The sequence below is a fragment of the Lactiplantibacillus xiangfangensis genome (genome assembly GCF_001438845.1).
GTDB lineage: Bacteria > Bacillota > Bacilli > Lactobacillales > Lactobacillaceae > Lactiplantibacillus > Lactiplantibacillus xiangfangensis.
Genome location: NZ_JQCL01000103.1, coordinates 204,114 through 225,326, shown reverse-complemented (window position 1 = coordinate 225,326; position 21,213 = coordinate 204,114). Strand labels below are relative to the sequence as shown.

At 47.9% G+C, this 21,213-nt stretch carries 22 protein-coding genes and 1 other annotated feature; of the genes, 16 read left to right on the top strand and 6 right to left on the bottom strand.

The features are described from left to right. Positions 1–418: 418 nt before the first annotated feature. Both IV64_RS13670 and IV64_RS13665 read right to left on the bottom strand, forming a co-directional pair. Positions 419–1,327 (bottom strand): magnesium transporter CorA family protein, encoded by a 909-nt coding sequence (locus IV64_RS13670; RefSeq protein WP_057707918.1) that lies wholly within the window; start codon positions 1,325–1,327, stop codon positions 419–421. A gap of 95 nt (positions 1,328–1,422) precedes the next feature. Further along, positions 1,423–2,583, bottom strand: a complete 1,161-nt coding sequence (locus IV64_RS13665; protein ID WP_057707916.1) for a VanZ family protein — start codon at positions 2,581–2,583, stop codon at positions 1,423–1,425. A gap of 297 nt (positions 2,584–2,880) precedes the next feature. On the opposite strand from IV64_RS13665, the gene IV64_RS13660 reads away from it, so the two are divergent. From IV64_RS13660 to IV64_RS13585, 16 genes are all read left to right on the top strand, one after another. Continuing rightward, the gene (locus IV64_RS13660) at positions 2,881–4,104 is read left to right on the top strand and encodes a glycosyltransferase family 2 protein (RefSeq protein WP_338033762.1); all 1,224 of its coding nucleotides are present in this window, start codon (positions 2,881–2,883) and stop codon (positions 4,102–4,104) included. Further along, the gene (locus IV64_RS13655; protein WP_057707914.1) at positions 4,104–4,415 is read left to right on the top strand and encodes a hypothetical protein; all 312 of its coding nucleotides are present in this window, start codon (positions 4,104–4,106) and stop codon (positions 4,413–4,415) included. The genes IV64_RS13660 and IV64_RS13655 overlap by 1 nt, the downstream gene beginning before the upstream one ends. Next, positions 4,396–5,286: a polysaccharide deacetylase family protein gene (locus IV64_RS13650; protein WP_057707912.1), complete on the top strand. Its 891-nt coding sequence runs from the start codon at positions 4,396–4,398 to the stop codon at positions 5,284–5,286. The genes IV64_RS13655 and IV64_RS13650 overlap by 20 nt, the downstream gene beginning before the upstream one ends. A gap of 208 nt (positions 5,287–5,494) precedes the next feature. Next, positions 5,495–6,331 (top strand): histidinol-phosphatase HisJ, encoded by an 837-nt coding sequence (gene hisJ / locus IV64_RS13645; RefSeq protein ID WP_057707910.1) that lies wholly within the window; start codon positions 5,495–5,497, stop codon positions 6,329–6,331. Between the two features lie 59 nt (positions 6,332–6,390). Continuing rightward, positions 6,391–6,623, top strand: a binding site (T-box leader). Positions 6,624–6,680: 57 nt separating this feature from the next. After that, positions 6,681–7,832 (top strand): ATP phosphoribosyltransferase regulatory subunit, encoded by a 1,152-nt coding sequence (locus tag IV64_RS13640; protein WP_057707908.1) that lies wholly within the window; start codon positions 6,681–6,683, stop codon positions 7,830–7,832. After that, positions 7,822–8,478 carry an ATP phosphoribosyltransferase gene (gene hisG, locus IV64_RS13635; RefSeq protein WP_057707905.1) on the top strand — a complete coding sequence of 219 codons (657 nt, stop codon included), beginning with the start codon at positions 7,822–7,824 and terminating at the stop codon, positions 8,476–8,478. The genes IV64_RS13640 and hisG overlap by 11 nt, the downstream gene beginning before the upstream one ends. Beyond that, on the top strand, positions 8,475–9,761 hold the full coding sequence (gene hisD, locus IV64_RS13630; protein WP_057707903.1) for a histidinol dehydrogenase: 1,287 nt from the start codon (positions 8,475–8,477) through the stop codon (positions 9,759–9,761). The genes hisG and hisD overlap by 4 nt, the downstream gene beginning before the upstream one ends. Positions 9,762–9,785: 24 nt before the next feature. After that, complete coding sequence (hisB, locus tag IV64_RS13625) at positions 9,786–10,370, top strand: imidazoleglycerol-phosphate dehydratase HisB (RefSeq protein WP_057707901.1); 585 nt, start codon at positions 9,786–9,788, stop codon at positions 10,368–10,370. Then, positions 10,371–10,997 (top strand): imidazole glycerol phosphate synthase subunit HisH, encoded by a 627-nt coding sequence (gene hisH / locus IV64_RS13620; protein WP_057707899.1) that lies wholly within the window; start codon positions 10,371–10,373, stop codon positions 10,995–10,997. Continuing rightward, entirely contained in the window at positions 10,978–11,694 is a 717-nt protein-coding gene (gene hisA, locus IV64_RS13615; protein WP_057707897.1) for a 1-(5-phosphoribosyl)-5-[(5-phosphoribosylamino)methylideneamino]imidazole-4-carboxamide isomerase, read from the top strand. Before hisH ends, hisA begins: the two co-directional genes overlap by 20 nt. After that, complete coding sequence (hisF, locus tag IV64_RS13610) at positions 11,691–12,449, top strand: imidazole glycerol phosphate synthase subunit HisF (protein ID WP_057707894.1); 759 nt, start codon at positions 11,691–11,693, stop codon at positions 12,447–12,449. The genes hisA and hisF overlap by 4 nt, the downstream gene beginning before the upstream one ends. Beyond that, a complete protein-coding gene (hisI, locus tag IV64_RS13605) occupies positions 12,446–12,757 on the top strand; it encodes a phosphoribosyl-AMP cyclohydrolase (protein WP_057707893.1) in 312 nt (103 codons plus the stop codon). The genes hisF and hisI overlap by 4 nt, the downstream gene beginning before the upstream one ends. Positions 12,758–12,773: 16 nt before the next feature. Then, complete coding sequence (hisE, locus tag IV64_RS13600) at positions 12,774–13,094, top strand: phosphoribosyl-ATP diphosphatase (RefSeq protein WP_057707891.1); 321 nt, start codon at positions 12,774–12,776, stop codon at positions 13,092–13,094. Between the two features lie 12 nt (positions 13,095–13,106). Continuing rightward, positions 13,107–14,177: a histidinol-phosphate transaminase gene (gene hisC / locus IV64_RS13595; protein ID WP_057707889.1), complete on the top strand. Its 1,071-nt coding sequence runs from the start codon at positions 13,107–13,109 to the stop codon at positions 14,175–14,177. Positions 14,178–14,392: 215 nt separating this feature from the next. Continuing rightward, a complete protein-coding gene (locus tag IV64_RS13590; protein ID WP_057707887.1) occupies positions 14,393–15,139 on the top strand; it encodes a TerC family protein in 747 nt (248 codons plus the stop codon). A 26-nt stretch (positions 15,140–15,165) separates the two neighbouring features. Next, a complete protein-coding gene (locus IV64_RS13585; RefSeq protein WP_057707885.1) occupies positions 15,166–16,023 on the top strand; it encodes an NAD(P)-dependent oxidoreductase in 858 nt (285 codons plus the stop codon). A gap of 393 nt (positions 16,024–16,416) precedes the next feature. On the opposite strand, the gene IV64_RS13580 is transcribed toward IV64_RS13585, so the two are convergent. The 4 genes from IV64_RS13580 to trpX form a co-directional block, all read right to left on the bottom strand. Beyond that, on the bottom strand, positions 16,417–17,772 hold the full coding sequence (locus IV64_RS13580; RefSeq protein WP_057707883.1) for an FAD-dependent oxidoreductase: 1,356 nt from the start codon (positions 17,770–17,772) through the stop codon (positions 16,417–16,419). Between the two features lie 515 nt (positions 17,773–18,287). Then, positions 18,288–19,070, bottom strand: a complete 783-nt coding sequence (locus tag IV64_RS13575; RefSeq protein WP_057707881.1) for an ABC transporter ATP-binding protein — start codon at positions 19,068–19,070, stop codon at positions 18,288–18,290. Further along, positions 19,057–19,965 (bottom strand): ABC transporter permease, encoded by a 909-nt coding sequence (locus tag IV64_RS13570; protein WP_057707879.1) that lies wholly within the window; start codon positions 19,963–19,965, stop codon positions 19,057–19,059. The genes IV64_RS13575 and IV64_RS13570 overlap by 14 nt, the downstream gene beginning before the upstream one ends. Further along, positions 19,962–20,975: a tryptophan ABC transporter substrate-binding protein gene (gene trpX / locus IV64_RS13565; RefSeq protein ID WP_272946845.1), complete on the bottom strand. Its 1,014-nt coding sequence runs from the start codon at positions 20,973–20,975 to the stop codon at positions 19,962–19,964. The genes IV64_RS13570 and trpX overlap by 4 nt, the downstream gene beginning before the upstream one ends. Positions 20,976–21,213: the final 238 nt, after the last annotated feature.

Below are 21,213 nucleotides of genomic sequence, written 5' to 3'. Positions count from 1 at the left end.
CCCGCCAATCTTGCCGACACAGCACACCAAGGTTACCCGACTGCGCTCAAAATAAGCTTACTATTGCTATGATTGTCGGATAATCGGAGGCTGTCACTGATGATATTGGTCGTGAAGGTGGCGTTAGCGCGGCGTTTCTTTTGCCGAGCTTACACCACGGACGGTCCGGGACAATTGCGTCTTTTGCAAGTGTTCCGGGCGAAGGTCGAGACCGTTTCTCAGGCTCGATCCGGTCCCACGACCACATGGCATCAGTGTCAGCCGGACCAGCTTAAACGTCGCTAATTTGTAGTAGCCTGAACACTGATACAGTCGTAATCAGTCACTAAATTTAGCCTTCAACTTTTAATTATTTAAATAAAAAAGGCCTTGTTATCAACAAAATTGTTGGTAGCAAGGCCTTTGGTGGTATTAAGATTCATTTACGAAACGAATTGCGCCGTAGTAACCAGATGGTCAAAACGCATAGTCCAATTGCAATGATCACGGTGATTTCCCAACCGAACGGATTCTTCATGAACGGTAGATCAACGTTTTGCCCGAAGAAGCCAAAGACGATGTTCGGCATGGTCAGGACGATCGAGAAGATGGTCAACAGCCACATGGTATTGTTCAAACTATTATCCAAGATGTTGGAATAGGCGTTGGAAACGCGCCCGATAATATCTGACGCAATGTTAGCCATTTCCAACCCTTGCTGAGCTTCAACAATGATATCGTCGAGCCGTTCTTTTTGCGAGGTTGAAAATTTTACGGGTGCAAACCGTTTGAGTGATTGCAATAGGTCGTTATTACTTTTTAGGGAAGTTAAAAAGTAAACCAACGTCGTTTCTAAATCCATCAACTGCAAAATAACGGATCGTTGGATCTGCTTTTTCATTTTAGTTTGAATGTTTTGACGCTCTTTATTGATTTGATTAATGGCGGAAAAGTATTGCCGTGACAATTTGTAGAGTACTTCAAAGATGTAGTCGAACGGATGCAAGACGTGCTCCCAGTCGGCATCGATCTCATCCGCAATCATGTCTTCGACAAAGCTAGTATTCGCAGTCGTAAAGGAGAGGAGGGTGTGGTCAATCAACATAAAGCTGACTTGAGCCGTATAAGTCCCCTCATCTTCGTTATTGGTGACAACGTCGAAAATGATCGTCGTAATGGCACTTTTGGAATCATATTCTAACCGACCACGCTCATGTTGGTCGGTGGCGTAGCCTAGCATTTCATCGGTGACGTGCTCTTCGTTGATCAGTTGCCGATAGTCGTTATCAGTATAGTTATTAACCGCGACCCACCGAAAATCGTCGCTTAATTCTTGTACTTTTATCATAGTTTTAACTTCCAGAAGTTTGATTTACTCTCAATTTAACACGAGTGACCGGCTAACGTAAAGGTAGATTTTTGTAATCGGGGTAGGACTAGGCGTTAGACGATGAGCGTATGACTCAATTGTTCACACCACAATCGGTGCTGCCGATTAAACAAAGCTAGCAACAAATCGTAGCTAATAATGAGGAGCAATAGTGACACGACGACTAGGTAGACGTCTAACCGGTTCAGTGACGGACTAGGGACGTTGCCAAGGCGATTAAAGAGCCATAGGTCCAAGAAAAGTAGTGGCAGTCCAACGAAGTAGAGCCCCCCGTAATGAATGATGACTTGAAAAAAGGTTGCGCGCTGCCCAGTTTGAGATTGAATCTGACTATTGAATAGTAATCCCCCAATGGTCTTTCCGGTAAGCAGTGCTGGCAAAATGAAAAATATTAAGATATTGGCAATGTATAACCACCGAAAATCATGTGGTAGTTGCCAGCCGTAGTGTTTTACTAGGACAAAGTAGACGCTGTCGAAACCGGCAATCAGGAGCCAGTCAACTAAAAGTGCACCGATTCGCTGCCAGTTGATGGGATGATTTTGCCAGTTCAGTACCGGCGAGTGATCCTGGTTGCGCCACCGTTGTGGAATGAAGACGAGCCCGACCGCACCAATAATGCCACCCAAAGTGTTCATGAGCAGATCGTCCACGTCAAACATTCGATAGGCACGGGAATAGTAACCGTACAACCCTGTTAACTGTGTCGTTTCAAAAAAGAGCGATAGCGTGAAACTAATCAAGGTAATCAGGCCTAATGACCAGTGGTGCCGCCATTTTAAGTAAGCGCCGATCGGCATAAAGAGCAAGATGTTGAAAAATGGCTGAAAGAAAGTGGATGAGGTAAAGGCGCTGACCCAAGTACTGGTATCGTGTAGTTGAAATGGTGTCAGTAATTTCAACTGTTCAAGAAAGTAGAACGGGTGCAGATTATAAGATGCCGTTGTCATCGCATTGACTGAAGAACGGGTCGGCAACGGTAAGATAATTAGCAGGTAGGCAACGGCGATGTACCAGATAAAGGAGTAGGTACTGATGAGATTACGAGTCGTTAACGTTGTTCTTAATCGGAGCTGACCCGTTAAAACGATCATTGCTAATGCAAGTGTGGCTACCGGTAAGAGTAGGATCACGATGTGAACGGGTTCAAGCAGTGTGCTGACGATGTGGCTGGAAAGGGCGAGTTGATAAAGTTTTAAGATGAGTTCGTGCATAATAACTTCCTTTAAAAATAATGAAAATACTGGCGATCGATTGATTTGAGCATATCATTAGTACGGCTATTTTTGTAATCAATATGAATAAATTAGGGAAAGTTTAGAGAACAACGTGGGACGGAAAACGGCCCAACAGAATTTCAATAGCAACGATTATGACGTTAAATTAATGATTTATGTCGTTCAACCGGTTAACTAAGTTTATCGTGGTAAAATAATTTGTTTAATATTTCAGAATTGCGTTTCGATTTTTTGGACACAACGGGGTTAATGGATTAAAGGAGTTTTTTATACATGTGGGTTATAAACGTCATGAACGACTTTGTGATTGGGTATCCAATTTTAGTAGCAGCGATTTGGATCATTGGGTGTCTTTATTTTGGACGCTTACAACGGTCTGAACAGCGGGGAAAGTTAACGGTGGCCACGTCGCCGCTTGTTTCGATTTTGGTACCAGCACATAATGAAGAGGACACGCTGAAGGGAGCGGTCGCTTCAATTGCTGCGTTACATTATCATCATTTTGAAGTAATTTTGATTGATGACAAGAGTGACGACCAGACGCTAACAATGATGTACGAGTTACAAAAAGCTTATCAAGATAAATTTACGATTAAGATTGTGCCAATCGAGGTCAATCAAGGAAAAGCGAACGCGCTTAACCAAGGACTGAAGGTGGCGACGGGTGAATATATTTTGGGAATCGATTCGGATTCCATTTTGGATTACCAGTCGTTGACGGAGTTGGTCAAAACGCTTAACAGTAATCCGCACATTGGCGCTGTTGCGGGGAAACCGGTTGTTCGTAACCGAACGACCATCTTAGGCCGGCTCCAATTATTGGAATATATCGGTGTGATTGACATTATCAAAAAGGCGCAGGCCTTTTTGGCTGGGCGGATTACGACAGTTTCTGGCGTGATTGTGGCGTTTCGGCGGGAAGCGTTGGAATCAGTAGGGGGCTGGAACGCAGCCGTCATGACTGAAGACATCGACATTACTTGGCGGATGTATCGGCATAACTGGCAAGTGCGCTATGAACCACGGGCAATTTGCTGGATTCTTGTGCCAGAATCAATTCGAAACCTAATTCGGCAACGGCAACGCTGGTCACGAGGTGGCCTAGAAGTGTTAGCTGGAAATTGGGATATTCTCATGCACGGGTCACTCAGTAAGCGCGCCCTATTATCAGAAACGGTTATCAGTAACGTGTGGGCGATTTGTACCGCACTGAGCCTGGTTTCATGGGTCTTAAACTTAGCGTTTGTCCACACGGTTCAATTGGATGGGGATATTTTACTGATTCTTTTGATCATTAGTTTTACACAATTTGCAATTGGTTTCCGGGCATCACAAGCTGCGGCTTATCTACAGTGGCGTGATTTCTTGTTAGTGCCGATTTATATTTTGTACTACTGGATGATTAACCTGATTAGCTGTATTGCAGCCATCATTTCATTTATCTTGGATCCAGACCGGATTGGTACTTGGACAAGTCCTGATCGGGGGTTGAAGTAATGCAACCAGGACAAAGAAGACATTATATTATTCGTAAGAAAACGAGTCGTCCACGAACCGTTGGCCGGAGCTTAATTTTACTTGCGCTGTGGCTGTTCGTGGCGTTTGTGATTGTGGTGAACGTTAGTTTTATCCTGCACATTTACAGTGACTCGTTAGTTAGTTTTTATTTGTTATTAAACCTTGACTATAAGTTATACGGCATTGTGATTGGCATTATCGCGCTAGTTTCACTGGTGGTTGGCCTATACGCAGCAATGCGCTTAAGAAAATTACGGGGGCGGACAAACAGTGAAAAGAAGCAGGCGTAAACTATTAATTTGGGCCGTCGCGATTTTAATCGTTGTGGGCATGGGCTTTACGGTGCAAAAGAATTTTGAGTTTAACCGTGAAAAAGACACCAACTACGCGTTACCAGCTGACGATGCCAAGACTAAAAACGGAATTATTGTGTTTTGTTATCATCGGATTTTAAAAAATACGCCGGGTGTCGATATTTCCCGGGTGTTATCCAGTAATTCACAGTTACATGATTTTGACGTGCCCGCTGACCAGTTTGCAAGTCAAATGACCTACTTGCACAAGCACCACGTTAAAGTGATTTCTAGTGCGGAAATGGCGCGTATGAAAGCCAGTCACCAACCAATCAAAGGGAAGTACGTGGTTCTAACTTTTGATGATATTGATCGAACGATGATCGATAACGCGTTACCAACGATGAAAAAGTACCACTTGCCATTTACGGTGTTCATTATTACGGGGAATACTGGGCGTTACCGTGAAGGGACCCAATTAGCCACTTGGTCAGAAATCAAGGGGGCCAAACGACGAGCCGGTGATCTTATGACATTAGGGTTGCATACCCATGATATGCACTACTTAACGAAAAAGTTTAACCCCATTTTTGATCAACCGAAGGAATACCACCGCTTTACGCAAGATTTTGCCACGAGCAAGCGTGAAATGAAACAACACATGGGCGTTAACGCCGATATGTTTGCGTATCCGTATGGTAGTGGCCCCGACCGCATCAACCGGTTCCTAAGTCGACAACACCTGACGTCTGGGATTGCTACGCTGAACGTGGGGATCGTCACGGACCAAACTAGTATGAATCAGTTACCACGGATGATTATTAACCATGAAAGTTGGCCAAGTATTCGAACTTGGCTAAGCAAATAAGGAATCAATTTTAATCTAGTCTTCAGTAAGTCATTTACTGTAAGGCTAGTTTTTTTGTGTCACGATTGCATGGAGAAAGTTTAAATTTGCTGCTTCGTCTGGCAGAACTAGTGTGCTAGGGGACGGCCCTAGCCGAAGTGCGGTCTGACTTGTATTAGCCGTTAAACTATGTTTGAATATGATTAAAATATTAAAAGGCGATGAGAAGATGCTAGTAGACGGACACACCCATACGGAACTTTGTCCCCATGGTAGTGGTGAATCAACTGAAAAGATGGTTCAACGGGCGATTCGGATGGGATTTCAACGCTATTGTATAACTGAACACGCGCCGTTACCGCCAGAGTTTCAAACGGAATTGGCTGGTGACCCAGTAGGTTATACCGAAGCTTCTTTACGGGGAGACCAAGTCGACGACTACTTAGACTTGGCGCGTGGCTTACAGGCTAAGTATGCCAATCAAATCGACATTTCAATTGGCTTTGAAGTTGACTTTTTACCGGGCTACGAAGCGTGGACGAAACAGTTTTTAGCGCAATACGGGGCTCAAACCCAAGAAAATATTTTGTCGGTGCACTTTATGCGGGGCGCGCAAGGTCACTTTTGGTGCATTGATCTATCAACGACTGACTTTCAAGCCGGATTTTCACAGTGGTTTGAGGACCCGCAACGGCTCTTTGAGCAGTATTACCGGACGGTGTTAGGTTCAGTGCAAGCGGACTTCGGACCGTATACGCCCCAACGAATTGGGCATATGAGCCTGGTCCGGAAATATCAGGACTACTTTGGGCTGACGGCGCCGTTAGACTCAGCTAACTTAGCTCTGGTCGATCAAGCGTTAGCTCGAATCAAGCAGCAGAACCGTGAATTAGACTTGAACCTTGCGGGGTTATACAAACCAGAATGTAATGATTTTTACCCGGGAAATCAAATCTTGGTACGGGCTCAAAAGCTTGGCATTCCGCTAGTTTATGGCTCCGATGCGCACGATATTAAGAGTGTCGGTCACGGATACCATTTAATAAAAAAATTAATTAATGGTTGACAGATGCCGTGTTAATCATTAGAATGAGTTTTAAATTAAATAACTAATCAAATTTTAATAAAACAGTCGTGATTAGAAAAAGTAATTAATCATCCCTCAATCCAGAGAGCTCGGGTAGCTGCGAACCGAACAGACATGATTAACGAATCACATCTATGAACTGCTGGGGTGAACCAGTCTCATTAGCTCCAGCCGAATTGGATTCGTTATCCAAGTTGACTTCGGTCAACATGAGGTTATCAGTGTGAGCTGATGACGAATTAAGGTGGAACCACGTGTAAACGTCCTTTTAGCAAATTTGCTAGAGGGACGTTTTTTTTTTAACAGCGCAATTTAAGGAGGCGTTAGCATGTTACAACACTTATTACCATTAGGAACTCGCGACGAATTTGGGCAGTGGGCACAGCGTAAGCAACAACTGATCACGGTGATTCAAGCCCATTTTAAACAACGGGGGCTGGCGCCAATTGCGACACCGTTACTAGAAAATGAAGCGGTCTTTGATCCTTACCAAAAAGGCAATTACCAGTTATACCGCTTGCTTGGTGATGCGGGGCAGACCTTAGTGTTACGGCCAGATTTGACCTTACCCATTGCGCGCTTTATCAGTGCAACAAACGTTTCGTTACCTTGCAAGTTTAGTTACGTCGGTGACATTTTTCGGGTCAGTCGCCAACTTTCAGGGTCTTACAACCAGGTCACGCAAGCCGGGGTGGAATTGATCGGGTACGACACGATCAAGGCTGAATTTGAATGTTTGACGATTGCCCAACAACTTAGTCAGGAATTAATCGCGGATGACGTTGAAATTGAATTAGGTGACGCGCAGTTTGCGCAACGCGTAGTGGCCAGCTTAACGGGCGACGGTCCAACCCAAGCAGCCATTTTAAACGCCCTGTTCAATAAGCGGGTGCCACAGTATCAGGCTTTAATTGCGGCTTATCAGGATCAAGCCATTTATCCATTTCTACAGGGGTGGCCACGTTTATTTGGCCGGCCGGACCAAGTTTTAGCGCAATTAACTGTGGCACCACTACCAGAAAACGTTCAACCGAGCTTGAAACGGTTGCGACGCGTGGTGACGTGGATGAAAACCACAATGCCTAATCAGGCCGTATCACTGGATCTGAGTAGTCAGGCGCCACAGAAGTATTACACTGGTTTGACATTTCGGGGCTATTCGCAGGCTGGCGCAGGTTACCTATTTAGTGGCGGACGTTATGATCAGCTGCTAGCTAATTTTCAGGCCGAGTCCGAACCAGCCGTTGGTATGGGCATCAACGTTGATTTGCTTACCACGCTCGCTGCTCAGCCCCCAGTATTGGGCCCTCAGAAACTGATTTATTTCAACGCGAGTCAGTGGCCGGAAGCGGAAGCCTACTTGGCAAAGCAAGCGAACGCGATGTTGAGTTTGGCATCTGATTTGGCCGGTGCGCGGGCTGAAGCACAACGATTAGGGGCACAGTTGATTGATTTAACGGGAGGCGTCGATGATGAGTGAGCGAATTAAAATTGCCCTGACAAAGGGGCGCGTTGAACAGCAGGTTTTACCGTTGTTAGAAACGGCGGGGGTCGATTGTTCCCTGGTACGCAACAAACAGCGACGCTTGATTTTCGATTCAGAAAGCCAACCGTACGAGTTCATTTTGGCAAAGGGACCAGACGTGACAACCTTCCTTGAACGGGGGGCAGCCGACATTGGTATCGTTGGTAGCGATATTTTAACGGAGCGGCAGAGTACCCAATATGAGCTGTTAGATTTAGGTGTTGGGGTTTGTCAATTTGTCCTCGCATCGACGAGTGATTTTGACCCCCGGGCACCGCAACGAAAAATCATTGGGACCAAGTATCCTCGTATTACGCAACGCTACTTCGACCAGTTAGGCCAAGACGTTGAAATCATTAAGATTGAAGGCTCGGTCGAGCTTGCACCGTTGACCGGGTTAGCGGATGCCATCGTGGACATTACGGAAACGGGCACGACGTTACGAGAAAACCAACTTCAAATTTATGATTATTTACAGCCGGTTTCGACCCGGCTAGTTGTGAACCGCTTAGCGTTAAAACAACATCAACAAGCCATTTATGACCTTGTTGACCGATTAGCGGCCGTCATTACGCAGCCATCAAAGGAGTTTTCGAAATGAAAATTATTAATGAAAATCTAAGCAACTTAAAAAAACTAGTTCAGACCAAGACCCAGCAACTGACTGATTTAAAAGTGGAAGCAACGGTCCGCGACATTATTACCGATGTGATTCAAAACGGTGACGCGGCGCTGCGTCAATATGAAGCTAAGTTTGATGGGGTGGCACCAAAGCAGTTTAAGTTGGACGCTGCCGTTATCGATGACGCGTATGCGAACTTAGACCCGGACGTCAAAGCAGCCTTACAGCTTGCGAAGCGCAACATTACGAGCTTTCACGAAAAGGAAAAGGCAACGGGATTCATTGATGCGGAGCAACCGGGCGTGTTACGGGGGCAAAAGCTGTTACCCCTTAAACGGGTCGGGTTGTACGTTCCGGGTGGGACCGCAGCTTACCCGTCCACACTCCTGATGAGTGCGTTACCAGCCAAAATTGCGGGTGTTGAACAGGTGATCATGGTCACGCCACCCCAAAAAGACGGAATTAATCCGGCAGTTTTGGCCGCCGCAAAGTTGGCGGGCGTCGATGCGATTTATCAAGTTGGGGGTGCGCAGGCCATTGCAGCCTTAGCGTACGGCACGGAATCCATTCCAGCGGTCGATAAGATTATTGGCCCGGGGAACATTTACGTGGCCACCGCTAAGAAGCAAGTCTTTGGTCAAGTAGCCATCGATATGGTGGCCGGACCTTCTGAAATTGGGATTATTGCGGATGACAGTGCGGACCCCCGGCAACTTGCGGCCGACTTATTGAGTCAGGCGGAACATGATCGTCGGGCCCGGCCAATCTTAATTACTGATAGTCAAAAGTTGGCGCAGGCGGTCAGTGATAACGTGACGTCCCAGTTGAAGGTTCTTCCTAGAACTGAAATTGCGACACAGGCGGTTGATGAAAAAGGGTTCATTGCGGTGGTCGACCAAGTCGAAGACATGTTTGACTTAATGAACACGGTGGCGCCAGAACACTTGGAAATTCAGTTGCGTGATCCAACCCAATACCTAAATCTAATTCGCAATGCGGGGTCCGTCTTTTTAGGCAAATACGCTTCGGAACCCTTGGGCGATTACGTTGCGGGTCCTAATCACATTTTGCCAACGAGTGGGACGGCACGTTTTTCTTCACCACTCGGGGTCTACGACTTCGTTAAGCGGACGTCCTTCATTCAGTACACCAAGGATGCGTTGGCGCGTGAAGCGTCAGCGATTACGACGCTAGCGCGGGTCGAAGGATTGGAAGGCCACGCGCGGGCCATTGAATCGCGCTTCGACACTTACTATGACTAGCTTTTTTAAAAGGGAGGAACCGATATGCGACAAGCAACGATTAAACGGGTCACTAAAGAGACGCAAATTGAAATTAGTTTGAACTTGGATGAACAGAGCGGCATTGAAATTGATACGGGGATTGGCTTTTTGAATCACATGTTGAACCTCTTCGCAAAGCACGGGCGCTTTGGACTGATCGTCAAGTGCCATGGTGACCTGGACGTTGATCCGCACCACACGACTGAGGATACGGGCATTGTACTGGGCGAATGTTTCAAACAGGCGCTTGGCGATAAAGCGGGCATTGAACGCTACGGCACTGAATTTGTTCCCATGGATGAAACGTTAGGCCAAGTGAGTGTTGACTTGAGTGGTCGGTCATACTTGGTTTTTGACGCCGAATTGACGAATCCCCGCTTGGGCGGACTGGACACCGAAACGGTGGAAGACTTCTTTCAGGCGTGTGCCTTTGCGGCTGAGATGAATTTACACGCCCGGATTTTATACGGACGCAACACCCACCACAAAGTTGAAAGCCTGTTTAAAGCGTTTGGTCGGGCAATGCGGGATGCCGTTACCATTAATCCCGACATTATTGGCGTCAACTCAACTAAGGGCGTGATTTAAATGTTTGCGATTGTGGATTATGACACCGGTAATACGCGCAATTTACAAAAAGCGTTGACGTATTTAAATGTTCCAACGTGCTTGACGGCTGATCCGCAAACTTTGGCGGCCGCAGATGCCGTGATTTTACCAGGGGTCGGGGCCTTCGCCGCTGCCATGGACGCCTTACGTTCCCGCCAATTAGTGGACGTGTTGCAACAACTTGGGCGGCACGGCAAACCGTTGCTTGGCATCTGTTTAGGGATGCAGCTGTTATTTGAAAGCAGCAGTGAGTATGGTGAACATGCTGGATTAGGGCTATTACAAGGGCGCGTTGCCGCGTTGCCGGCTAGTCCTAAGGTGAAGGTTCCCCAGATGGGCTGGAATCAAAATGTGATCCGGCAATCAAATAGTCCCTTTGCTAGTATCGATGCAGCGTTTACTTACTTTGTTCACTCATACTACGCGGTGTGTCCGGAAGATGAAATCGTGGCGACGGTTGAACACGGGGTAACGGTCCCGAGTATCGTGCAGGCAAAGAACGTGATTGGCATGCAGTTTCACCCGGAAAAAAGCGGCCGGGTGGGCTTAGCACAGTTAGCCGCTTTCAAGGAAATGGTGAGTGCTAATGATTTTTCCAGCAATTGATTTAAAGGCCGGTCAGAGCGTGCGCCTCTATCAGGGCGACTTTGATCAGACCACGGTCGTTAACGCCGACCCCGTTGCGCAGGCTCGTACCGTTAACGCGGCGGGACTCCAGCAATTACACGTGGTTGATTTGGACGGCGCTAAGGATGGTCAACCCCAAAACTACGCGACGATTGCAGCCATTCGGAAGGCCTTTACGGGCCTGATGGAACTTGGCGGTGGAATTCGGAGCTTTGAGCTTGCGCAGCGTTACTTAACGCTAGGCATTGACCGGTTGATCTTGGGCTCAGTGGCGTTAACCCAGCCGGCATTAGTGAAACGACTTTTAGCTGAGTATGGTCCGGAACGGATTGTCATTGGAATTGACGGTCAGGATGGTTACGTCGCCATTAACGGGTGGTTTGAACAATCCCAAACTAAAATGAGTCAACTCATGCGAGACATGGTCCAAGCGGGGGCGCGACACTTTATCGTGACGGATGTTGCCCGCGATGGCACGCTTCGAGGGCCTAATATTGGTCTCTATTTACAGTTAAAAGAAAAGTGTCCCGAAGCTAATCTGATTGCCAGTGGCGGCGTCCGGAATCTGAGTGACGTCCAGTTGCTACAAGCCAGTGGGTTTCAGGACGTGATTATCGGCAAGGCGTTGGCGGCCGGTAAGGTAACGCTGCCAGCGTTAGCGGAGGTGGACGGATGATTGCAAAACGGATTATTCCCTGTTTAGACGTTGCTGATGGCCGCGTCAAAAAAGGCGTCAACTTTGTGCATTTGACCGATGTGGGCGATCCCGTCGCCATTGCCAGTGCTTATCAGCAGCAGGGTGCCGATGAATTAGTGTTTTTAGACATTGCCGCGACGAACGAACACCGTCAAACGATGGCAACCATGGTCGAAAAGGTATCGGCACAAGTTTTTATGCCACTGACGATTGGCGGCGGTATTAGTAGTGTTGCGGACATGCAACGCATGCTACGCGCTGGCGCGGATAAGACGGCGATTAATTCGGCGGCCGTTGCCGACCCGGCCCTCATTCAAGCGGGTGCTCGCAAATTTGGAAACCAGTGCATCGTCGTCGCCATTGATACGGCGTGGGATGCCACTAGTCAAACGTACCGGGTGTACACGCATGGTGGTCGGCAAGCGACGGATCTCGACGCAGTCGATTGGGCAAAACACGCAGTGGCCTTAGGTGCCGGCGAATTGCTCGTCACCAGTATGGACCGGGACGGCACTAAGGCGGGGTTCGACGAACGGTTGTATCGGTTAATCAGTGCAGCTGTTCCCGTCCCCGTGATTGCTTCGGGTGGTGCTGGCCGGGTCGCAGATTTTGTCTCTGTTTTCAAAAATACCCCGGTTGACGGGGCGCTCGCTGCTTCCGTGTTCCACTATGGTGAACTGACGATTGGTGATGTTAAGCAGACGTTGAGACAGCAAGGGGTGGTCGTACGATGAAACCAGACTTTGAGAAGGGTGGCGGCTTAGTAACGACCGTCGTCACTGATGCAGAAACTAAGGACGTCTTAATGGTGGCGTGGATGAACGCGGAAAGTTACCGGCGGACGTTGGCGTCGGGCCAGACGTGGTTCTGGTCCCGGTCGCGACAAGAGCTATGGCACAAGGGCGCAACGAGCGGCAATTTGCAAGACGTCGTCAGCATTCAGTTGGATTGTGACCAAGACACCTTGTTAATTGCGGTTCATCCGCACGGTCCGGCTTGTCACACGGGCCACCGCAGTTGCTTTTTCAATACGATTAAATAGAAAGTGGGACTTAAATATGCAAAATATGGAAGAACTTTATCAAATGATTGCTGAACGTAAACAAAACCCTAAAGCGGGGTCGTATACGGATTACTTATTTACTAAGGGCTTGGATAAGATTTTAAAAAAGGTAGGGGAAGAATCGACCGAAGTCGTTGTGGCGGCCAAGAACCCCGGGGATGATGAGCTGGTCTACGAAACGGCGGACTTGTTTTATCACGTGCTAGTGTTGCTAGTTGAACGCGGGGTCAGTTTTGACCAAATCAAGGCGGAGTTGGCTAAGCGTGAAGGCAAGATGAGTGACTACAAGGATCGTCCAGAAATCAAAAACTTATAGGGGGCTGTGCTTATGAAAGCAAGCATTCGACAGTTACAACCTTACGTCCCGGAAAAGCCGCTCGCTGAATTGCAGCGGGAGCTGGGCGTAAAAAAGTTGGTCCGACTTTCGGCTAACGAAAATCCATACGGAACGTCACCGGCCGTTGAGCAGGCGGTAAAAAATTGGTCTTTTGACCAAGCAAATCGTTACCCGGACGCCGAGGCGCGGGTGCTCCGAGCAGCCGTCGCAAAACGGGAACGGGTCGCCCCCGACCAGCTCGTTTTTAGTGTTGGGCTGGATGAAATGATTGTGATGGTGTCACGGACGTTTTTGGAGCCGGGTGACCAAGTCCTCGTTTCAGGGCCGACATTCTCAGAATATGGCTTGCACGCGGCCATTGAGGGCGCTGAGCTCGTAACGGTCCCAACGCTTGCAAATGACCACGTCGACTTTGCCGGGTTAGCGAGTGCACTGACCCCGGCCGTTAAAATGGTCTGGCTCTGTAACCCGAATAATCCGACCGGGACGGTGGAATCCCTGTCAGCCATTGAAGCGTTTATTCGCCAAGTCCCCGCGACGACCATGGTGCTGATTGACGAAGCTTACTTGGACTTTGTGCCGGATGCGTCGGAAACGACGGCGATGCAGTTACCGTCCAAGTACGAAAACGTTGTTGTGATGCGGACCTTCTCCAAAGCATACGGGCTGGCTAATTTTCGAATCGGGTATGCCGTCTTTGCGCCTAAGTACGCCCCGACGATGCAGGCGGTGCGGTTGCCCTATAATGTCAATTCGCTGACACAGGTAGCAGCGGTTGCCGCTTTGGCTGATCAAGACTTTGTGAAGAAAACCGTCGCTAAGAACGCGGTCGAACGCAGGCACTGGCAGGCCTATTTTACGACTAACGGGTACCAGTTTGACGAGTCCGCCGCGAACTTTATTTTCTTTGCGGACCCGCAAGCCGATGAGCTAGCCGAGTATTTACGCCAAAATGGGTATTTATTACGGACGGGATTGCGTCCCGGGTGGCTACGATTGACGATTGGGACGGCGGAAGATAATGCTGAACTGCGCCGGTTAATGTCGGAATTTAAACGTTAGGGTGAATTTCATATGACTACATTAAAATGGCGTTTAAGAAATGAATTAACTTATTTCTTAAACGCCATTTTAATGTAAACAGCATCCGCACACCTCGTTTGGGTTTAATTAGTCAGCCGATTATTTACAGAAAATTAGGTTTGATTATTTCAGGCCACCCTATAACAGGTATACTAGAAGAGAGTAATTATTTACAAACAGAAAGAGGTTGTTGCGTGTTACATTTACTGGAACAATTATACGAACCCTTCTTTAGTGTTGCTAATTGGGGCAGCGTGATCACGTCAGCCAAGGATTGGTTAATTATCCTGTCGTTGGCGGTGATCGAGTGCTTACTGTCGGTTGATAATGCCGTTGTGTTAGCAGCACAAACTCAGAGTTTGGATAATTTGCAGGAACGTGAAAAATCATTATTCTATGGTTTATGGGGCGCGTATCTATTTCGTTTTTTGATTATTGGCATTGGCACCTACCTAATTGGTTTTTGGGAAATCAAAGTTCTGGGCGCTGGGTATCTTTTATATTTAGTTTATCGTTTCTTTACACAACCAAAGCCGGGGGAGGCGCGGCCTAAAAAGCAACGTCGTCAGCGCCGGTTCTTAGGGCTTAGTCGTTTTTGGTCGGTGGTGTTACAAATTGAAATGATGGACATTATTTTTTCGATTGATTCGGTATTAGCGTCGCTTGCTATCTCGGACAACCCGGTCATTGTCCTCATCGGTGGGATGATTGGGATCGCCTGCATGCGGGGGATTGCCGAGGTCATTATGCGACTAATGCGTAAGATTCCCGAGTTGGAAACGATGGCGTATTGTTTGATCGTGATCATTGCGATTAAATTATTCCTGTCGATTCCGGCTATCGGGATTGAAATTCCCGCCAGTGCGTTTGGCGGCATTGTTTTAGTGGCATTTGTTGTGACGATGATTGTGCACGTTTGGCGTCAACGTCAAGTCAGTTAACGGTGGTTTAGAAAGGGACGTTAAAAATGAAAATTGGTTGGATTGGAACCGGCGTCATGGGCGCCGCGATGGTTCAAAATCTGATGGCTGCGGGTCATCAGTTGGTAGTTTATAATCGGACCAAACGTAAGACCGACAACTTAGTGGCACAAGGGGCGGTTTGGGCCGCTTCGCCAGCCGAAGTTGCGCAGCAAAGTGACGTGGTCTTCACCATGGTTGGTTTTCCAAAAGATGTCGAAGGAGTTTACTTTGGCGAGACGGGGATTTTTGCCGGTTTAGCAAAAGGTAAGACGGTCGTCGACATGACAACGAGTCAGCCTAAGCTGGCGGCAAAGATTGCCGCTTACGCCACGGCGCACGGCATGCACGCGTTGGATGCACCGGTATCTGGCGGTGATATTGGCGCAAAGAACGCCACGCTAACGATCATGGTTGGTGGTGACGTGACAACTTACCAAGCCATGTTACCGTTGTTCAACGTTATCGGACATAAGGTCAATCATTTTGGGGCCGCTGGCACGGGTCAGCATGCCAAGATGGCCAACCAAATTATGATTGCTGGTACGATGACGGGGTTAACCGAAATGTTACTTTACACTAAGGCAGCTGGTTTAGACCCACAGAAGGTGTTAGCAACCTTATCTAGCGGTGGTGCTGACAACTGGAGCATGGAAAATTACGTGCCTCGCATCTTGAAGGATGACTATACCCCAGGATTCTTTGCCCGCCATTTCTTGAAGGACTTGAGAATTGCGTTGAGTGAGGCGGACGCCATGGGTCTGGACTTAGTCGCAACGGCTCAGGCCAAACGACTTTATGAAGTCATGGTCGACGTTAAGGGCCTGGGAGACCAAGGGACTCAGGGATTAATTAATATTTATTAACCATATATTCAAATCCGGTTGTCGCTGATAACATGCGGTCGTGGGACCGAGGCTAGCCTGAGGAGCGGTCTAGCCTCTCGCCCGGAACACTTGCCAAGAACGCAATTGTTCCGGACCGTCCGTGGCCTAAGACCGGAAAATCACCGGTCAAAGGTCACCTTCACGACCGATGCTATCAGCGACAACCTCCGATGGCTTCGATATTAACATCGATTTAGCGGAGGTGGAAAATCTTACGTTAGAACGACTGATTTGGAAAGTCTTATTGCTGTTATTAAAATGTTGACAGCAATATTTTCAGATTTTAATAATAAAAACAACTGCGTAGCTACCGCTGACATTCATTGTCAGGAGTAGCTACGCAGTTTTGATGTAATTAAGGTTTAAAGTGGACTATTTCAAATCAACGAGCGCTTTTTGTGCGGCCACGTTAATGATGTTCCAAGGCCGGTCAAAGCCAGGCTGGAAGAAGAAGTCAGCGTAGGCGAGGTCCGCCACGGTCATGTTCGCTTGAATGGCGACGGAAATGGCGTTAATGTTTGCCGTTACGTCAGCTTTTGACATGATTTGTGCGCCAAGGACCCGACCGTCTTCTGGGTCAAAGGTCAACTTGAACCAAACCTTGGTATTACCGTCCGATTCGGGAACGAACTTTGGCCGAATGGTGTCGGTCACTAGGACTGACGCGCTCTTGACGCCTAGCTTATCACTCGTTCCTTCCTTAATCCCGGTTGAGGCAAAGTGATAGTCGAAAACGGAGAGGGCCGATGAACCTGAAACGGGTACCATTGGAAAATCGCCGCCTAATAAGTTTTGTGCGGCAATCCGACCTTGGCGACGTGCAACCGTCGCTAAGGCAATCCGGTTGTCCTTACCAGTTGGTGCGAATGGCACTAAGGTTGCATCCCCAACGGCGTAAATGTCTGGTTCGCTAGTTTGCAGGTGGTCGTTGATCTTGATCAGGCCGTGGTCGTCTAAATCAACAACGCCCTTTAAGAAGCCGGTAGCTGGCCGAATTCCGGCCGCTGAAACAACCAAGTCTGCTGGGTATTCGCCTTGGTCAGTTACGACTTTGGTGACGTGACCATCCTGACCTTCAAACGACTTGATACCTTGACCAACGGCGGGGTAAATACCGTGTGCCGTCATGGTTTTCGTCAAAATGTCAGTAAATTCTTGGTCCAAATAGAGGCTGAGCAAGCGTGGTAAGAGGTCGATGACCGTGACGTGCATGCCGGCTTTCGCAAAGACTTCGGCCGCTTCGATACCAATGTAACCGGAGCCGATGACAACCACGTTTTTAACGGATGGATCAACCGTCTTGGCTTTCAACTTCATCGCCCAATCACGTCCCCGCATGGCGTAGACGTTTTGAAGGTCGTGTCCGGGAACGGGCAGGTCAAATGGGACGGCACCGACACTTAAGACTAACTTGTCATAGCTTTCGTCACGTTCCTGACCGCTAGCGTGATCAATGACGTGCACCGTATGTTGATCAGGTTGAACTTTAGCAATTTCCGAGTTGAGGAAAACGTGAACGCCCTGAGCCTGCATACCTTCAGGGGTGGCGTAGCTCACCTTGTTAACGTCTTTGACGACGCCTTCAAGGTAGAGCTGCATCCCGCAGGATAGGAAGGACAGAAAATCGCCCTTTTCGTACCACTGAATCTCTGTATCCGGCTGAGCGGCCAAAATACCACGAACTGTTTCATAACCACCATGTGAAGAACCAACGACAATAACTTTCATTATGACGACCTCCAATTTTAGTTTAGAACTATTCTAAATTGAATATAACACTACCTCGGTGGACTAGCAAACAAAACGGTTACATAATTAATTACGGGGGCATCTATTTATTGATTCTGATTAGTGAAAGTTAACGGTTAAAAAGTCTAAAATTACTATTAACATCGTTACGATAACTATTCCTAAATGATCCGCTCCGTCTGGTAGAGCTGGTGTGCTATGGGGGACGGCCCCAGCCAGAGGACGGTCTGGGCCCTCACTTCAAAGCCGATAACCCACGTCTTTGAAGTGCCCCGCAAGATTGGCGTAAAATTCACCCGCCAATCTTGCCGACACAGCACGCCAACTCTACCAGACTGCGCTCAAAACAGTCTTACTATTGCTATTACCATCAAATAACCGGACTGGTTTACAAGTAGTTAATTCTCAAACTCAACTTTCAACCTTTATCTGAAAAAAATCTCCTTAAGCCGTAGTGATTAGCTTAAGGAGATTTTTAGGTTGTCGTGTCAAAATTATTCGATCGTATCGAAGAAGCTAAGAAGTTGTTCCTTCGTAAGTTGGGCTTTCTCTTCGTCACGAACGTCGTACTTGATTTGGCCCTGATCTAAGACGATGAGGCGGTTGCCGTACTTTAAAGCGTCGTCTAAGTGGTGGGTGATCATCAAGCAAGTCAATTTTTCCTGAGTGACCCGCTGATTAGTTTGCACCATCAGCTGTTCGCTGGTTTTAGGGTCGAGGGCGGCCGTGTGTTCATCGAGCAGTAATAAGTCGGGCCGTTGTTCCGTCGCCATTAAGAAACTCAAGGCTTGGCGTTGGCCACCGGAAAGATTTTCCGTGGCGGTATTGAGTCGGTCGGATAAACCGTTACTATCCATGGAAGCCGTCAGTTCCTTGAATTGGGCCATGTGCTGCTTCAGCCGGCGTAAGCGCAACGTGCGGCGTTTGCCACGTTGGTTGGCTAACAAGAGGTTTTCAGCGACCGTCATTCGTGGGGCGGTTCCCATCTTGGGGTCTTGGAAGACCCGGGCTAAGAAGGCCGTCCGTTTTTCAACGGAAAGGTGGGTAATGTCACGGCCGCGTAACTTGATTTGGCCGTCGGTGACGGGGAGTTCACCACTGATCGTATTGAAGAGAGTCGACTTACCCGCACCGTTGGAGCCAAGAACGGTAATGAAGTCGCCGTCGTAAATATTCAAGTTGAGGTGCTTTAAAATCATGACTTCGTTAGGGGTGCCGGCGTTGACCTTCGTAACGATGTCGTTTAACGCAAGTAAGGGTTGATTAGTTTTCGTCATAACGGGCAACTCCTCTCTTCAAAACGTGGTTTAGGTGTAGGGCTTTACTGAATTGTGGCAACATCAAGCAAATGGCCAAAATCAAGGCGGATAACAGGTTCATGTCGTTGGTATTGAATCCAAGTTGAAGGACGAGTAACCGGACGAATTGATAGAGAATACTCCCTAAGGTTACGGCAATTAAACGTTGGTTTAACGTCAATTCACCAAAGACGACTTCGCCAATGATAATTGAAGCTAACGCGATGACGATGATCCCAATCCCCATGCTGACATCAGCGTAACCATTGTTTTGAGCAATTAAAGCACCGCCTAAACCAATGATTCCGTTAGAAACCATTAGTCCCATGATGGTCATGTTGTCGGTGTTGATTCCGATTGAGCGGGCCATCTCACGGTTGTCGCCAGTGACAATGAAGGCTTGGCCTAGGTTCGTTTGTAAAAAGACCATCAGTAAAATTGTAATGACGGAAATCACGACTAACCCAACGAAGACACTGTCGAAATATTTTGGTAACGTTGCGAGAAAGTGGTTGGAAAATAGCGTCGTTTTTCCTAATAGTGAAACGTTCGAACTGCCGCCCATGATCCGTAAGTTAATGGAGAGACAAGCGGTCATGACTAGGATTCCGGCTAACAGGATGGGAACCTTACCCTTGGTGTATAGCAAGCCGGTAACGAGTCCGGTGACGGCGCCGGCCACAAAGGCGAGGAGCGAAGCGGTAAGTGGCCCCATGCCGTGACTGATTGCCATGACGGCGGTAGCGGCACCTAGTGGGAACGTGCCTTCAACGGTCATATCAGGGAAATCTAAGATTCGGAAAGTTAAGAATAATGCGACGCCTAAGGTAGCCCATAAGAGGCCCTGGCCGATACTAGATACGATCATACTCATTTGTAAATAACCCCTTTCGTTTTGGCTTCCTTCAGCACGCTGGCTGGGAATTTGATGCCTAATTTCTTGGCAGCGGATAAATTTAACGTCATTTTACCTTTAGAAATAATCTTAATGGCATAGTTGTTAGGGGACTTCCCCTTTAAAACTTGGGCAGCCATTTCGCCTGAGAGTTTCCCTAATTGGTACTGGTCAACGGAGAGGGTGGCTAGACCACCAGCCTTGACCATGGTATCAACTGCTGGAATGACGGGAACGTTTGCTTTGTTTGTGACGGAGACTAAGGTCTTCATCGCACTGGCGACCCCGTTATCTTGTGGCGCGTAAACGGCGTCTACTTGGGAAGCCATCGTTTCGGCAACTTGTTGCATATCGTTGGTGTTAGCGATGGTGTAGAGCTTGTACTTCACACCAGCTTGTTTACAGATCCGGGCAAACTTCTTCGCGTTGTATTCGCCACCATGATCGGAAGTCGTGTAGATAATTCCAATGGTTTTAGCCTTTGGGACTAATTGCTTGAGTAAATCTAGGTGGGACTTTAATGGTGATTCACCCGAAGTCCCCGTAATGTTGGCACCGGGATGTTGGTCACTTTTGATTAAGCCACTCCCGGATGGATCGGTAATACCGGCAAGGATAACTGGTGTTTCCTTGTTAGCCGCGGTTGCTAGAGCTTGGGCTGCTGGTGTGGCAATCCCAATCGTTTCCGCAGCGTTTTCGTTGGTGAACTTTTGACTCATCGTCTTTAAGTTGCTTTGGTCACCTTGAGCATTTTGATAGTCAATCTTAACGGTCTTGCCCGGGACGTAGCCGTATTCCTTTAAGCCGGCGATCACGCCGCGATGAATCGCGTCAAGTGCGGGGTGGGTCTGGAGTTGTAAGATGCCGACCGTTGGAATCTTACCGGCTGTATCTTGAGCACTAGTCGTTTTTTTATTGCCGGTCGCGAAGAACGCGACGCCTAGAAAAACGATTAGGGCACTAATAAATGCAATCATACGTTTCAATATTGTCACCTCAAAATAATTTAGAATGAAGAACTGATTCGGGCAAAGTCGTCAAAAAAAGGGCAAACCAGTAAGCCTGGTTTGCCCTTTAGGGAACCGAAGCCTGCTGTGTCTAAAACCCATGCAGACTCCTTTGGATATCAAAGTTAAGCCGGCACAGATACAAACTGTTTGCCAGATTGTATCCGTGCAACGGAATTACAATCTGAACGGCCGGCTTTGCCATGAACTGTTCAAGTTG